Genomic DNA, 557 nt, shown 5'->3' with positions numbered 1-557 from the left:
CGAAAGGGCAGGTCCTCTCGCTTCGCGGCGAGTATGGATTCGAGGATGTCTTCACCGGTCATGGCGATTCCCGCAGGCGGTCTGTCGCCAGTATCCGGCAGATGTCGTTTGTAGTCGAGGGGAGCGGGCGAGGATCACAGGCGGTACGTGTCTTCTCTGCGGCGTGCAACACGCACGATTTTGACCAAGCGTTCGCGGTCGAAAACGCCATAGATGATGCGGTAATTGCCGACGCGCAGTCGCCAGAGCATGACTCCCCCTTTTATCTTCCGTGCATTGCGTGGACGAGGGTTGTGGGCGAGCGCGTCAATGGCTTGCTCGATGCGCTCATATTCTCGCGGCGGCAATACATCAAGGGCGCGCCGGGCTGCTCGCTCAACTTGCAGCTCGTACGTCAAGGCCCCGCGTCGCCTTGTATTCTTCCCAGCTCATCGTGCTCGACGGATCCCGCGCCGCCTCTTCCAGCGCCCGCTCCGCCGCGGCGATGTCGAGCTCGTCCTCGAACGTCTTGTCGACGGCGTAGCGTATGAGCGCCGCCATCGACGTCCGCTTGCGGA

General features: G+C 62.3%; 2 protein-coding genes. Both read right to left on the bottom strand.

Going from position 1 to position 557, the window contains the following annotated elements; translation table 11 throughout:
* Positions 1–134: 134 nt before the first annotated feature.
* A complete protein-coding gene (locus QME71_11170; GenBank protein MDI6858858.1) occupies positions 135–398 on the bottom strand; it encodes a type II toxin-antitoxin system RelE/ParE family toxin in 264 nt (87 codons plus the stop codon).
* Positions 376–557, bottom strand: a 182-nt coding sequence (locus QME71_11165; protein MDI6858857.1) for a hypothetical protein, incomplete at its 5' end; no start/stop codon positions are given. The genes QME71_11165 and QME71_11170, both read right to left, overlap by 23 nt.

It is taken from the genome of Dehalococcoidia bacterium (genome assembly GCA_030018455.1).
Classification (GTDB): domain Bacteria; phylum Chloroflexota; class Dehalococcoidia; order DSTF01; family JALHUB01; genus JASEFU01.
The sequence above is the reverse complement of the archived record's forward strand: the minus strand, read 5'-3'. Positions and strand labels throughout refer to the sequence as shown.